Raw genomic sequence first — 2193 nt, 5'->3', positions numbered from 1 at the left:
CGGCAGCTTCGAACGCCACGGCATGAGCACGGACCCGAAGGCGTGCACGACGGCAACGTCGGCGTCGATGTGGCGGACCGTCTCGACCCCACCCACGAGCGCCGAACCGGTCAGCACGCCGCGGAACAGGCGGTCGTGGCTGTCGACCACCGCTTGGCGGCCGGACAGCCGACTGCCGTCGAAGGGCACGTAGTCGACATCTGCGGTGAACCCCGCGCCGTACGCCTGGGCGTCACCGCGGGTCCAGGCGGCGAGCAGTCCGTCGTACAGCCGGCGGATCTGCTGCTCGTCGGTCGTGGCGGCTGGTGTCTGGGTCGCGTGCATCGGTCGCTCCTAGCCCTACTAGAACACTGTTCGTATACTCGAACAGCATTCTAGCATGGTACGATGTTCGTGCCATGACTGATCAGTCTTCCGCCCATGCAACCGAGGAACCTGTGCCACCGCCACCGTGGCAACGGCGGCTGCGGGAGACCGGCACCCGTCGCGCGCCGCTGGATCGCGAGCGGATCGTGGAGACCGCGCTGGCGATCCTCGACCGCGACGGCCTCAATGGGTTGTCCATGCGCAAGATCGCCGATGAACTGGAGACCGGCCCCGCGTCGCTGTACTGGCACGTTGGCAGCAAGGACGAACTGCTCGATCTCGTATTCGACCACGTCATCGGCGAGCTCCATCTACCCGATCCCGATCCCGACAGGTGGGCCGAGCAGCTCAAGGACGTGGCCCGCGCCATGCGCGACGGGATCGCCCGTCACCGCGACATCGTGCGCGTCTCCATGGGGCGATTCCCCGTCGGACCCAACGCATTGCGATTCACGGAACGCGTGCTCGCCATCCTGCGAGCCGGCGGTCTGTCCGACGATCTTGCGGTCTCTGGGTCCTACCTGCTCACCGTCGTCGTCAACGGCTTCATGCTGGAGGAGGCGCCCGGAGAGGGTCCACAACCCGACGCCGATTTCCTGCGCGCCGTGAGTGAGTACTTCGCGTCGTTGCCCGGGGACCGGTTCCCCAACCTCGTGGCGGTCGCCGGCACCTTCACCCTGGGCGACGCCGACGAACGGTTCGAGCTGCTCGTCGACCTGTTCGTCGACGGCCTCGCCGCCCGGGCTCGGACGTGACACGGATGGAACGCGAACGCACTGACCTGCCAACTCCTGGGGATCGGCCTCACAGGCAGCAGGCGCCTGGTTCGACGACCTGCCGCCGGACATCAGGCCCCTGATCGCCGCGAGCGGAACGCTCCTGGCATCGCGCGGTCGTCACCGACGATTCGTGAGGCGGTCACAGGCCGTGGCGCACCTCCAGGGAGGCATCGCGCTGCAGGAAACGCCCGAACCGTCGGACCGCGCGCTCCAGCTCGTCGCGCTGCGCTGCGCCGAGCGGTCCGGACAGCGTCGCCAGGACGGTCACCGAGCGCGCCGTGACCGTCCGCTTCCAGGTTCCGTAGGTGTGGCCGTCGATGACGATCGCCCGCTCCAGCGATCCAGCGCACCCGCGGCTGATGTGCAAGGACGACGCGCAGATCCTGGTAGGCGACGATCGTCTCGTCGTGCGTCGGGATCAGGAACGCCCGTGACCGGGGACCGGCCGGCTGAGGGGTCGGCGCCGAGGTCCAACCTGCGGTACCAGTAGCGGTTGCGCGCATGCACCGGGGACGGGTCAGCCGCAGCAGCCACCGCAGATCGTCGCGCGCGACGAAGTGCCACGTGGGCCGCAGGACATGGGGTCCGGATATGTCGCCGCGCGCGAAGGCACCGGGCCGTGCTCGCCCGACCGGAGCGCACCGCGTGAAGGGGCGCTCATCATCGTCGCCGATGTAATGGCCGGGCCGTGACGGACGTGCTGGGCATCGCAGAGCACGGCCGGTGGCCGCGTAGCACTCAGGTATGGCGTCTATGGCGTCGGATGTGACCCCACCGGGGCACGAGGTCGCTGCCGGACGGTTCTTCGCTGGCCTGGTGATCCAACCAGTCGCGGGACCACGGCCACCACCGCGGCCGATCCCCACCGTCGCCGGGACCGGCGGTGGTGGCGCCGGGCCGGTGCCGCCGTCGGTCACGCCATGCGCGCGCCGCTTGATGCGGTGACCGACGCACCCGGGTCGGCTCCCGGCCTCGCGCGCACGCTGTCGGACGTCGTGGTGGCGGCCGTCCTGTACGGCGTGTGCGTCGCCGCGATGATCGCCGTCAA

General features: G+C 69.5%; 3 protein-coding genes. 1 reads left to right on the top strand and 2 read right to left on the bottom strand.

Annotation, left to right across the window (positions count from 1 at the left end):
- Nucleotides 1-324, bottom strand: a 324-nt coding sequence (locus VK923_09195) for an SgcJ/EcaC family oxidoreductase (GenBank protein ID HSJ44842.1), incomplete at its 3' end; no start/stop codon positions are given.
- A 74-nt stretch (nucleotides 325-398) separates the two neighbouring features.
- Here VK923_09195 and VK923_09190 point away from each other — a divergent pair.
- The gene (locus VK923_09190) at nucleotides 399-1121 is read left to right on the top strand and encodes a TetR/AcrR family transcriptional regulator (GenBank protein HSJ44841.1); all 723 of its coding nucleotides are present in this window, start codon (nucleotides 399-401) and stop codon (nucleotides 1119-1121) included.
- Nucleotides 1122-1284: 163 nt separating this feature from the next.
- On the opposite strand, the gene VK923_09185 is transcribed toward VK923_09190, so the two are convergent.
- Entirely contained in the window at nucleotides 1285-1512 is a 228-nt protein-coding gene (locus VK923_09185) for a crosslink repair DNA glycosylase YcaQ family protein (GenBank protein HSJ44840.1), read from the bottom strand.
- Between the last annotated feature and the right edge of the window lie 681 nt (nucleotides 1513-2193).

The organism is Euzebyales bacterium, assembly GCA_035461305.1.
Taxonomy (GTDB): Bacteria; Actinomycetota; Nitriliruptoria; order Euzebyales; family JAHELV01; genus JAHELV01.
This window is presented reverse-complemented; position numbering and strand designations above follow the sequence as displayed.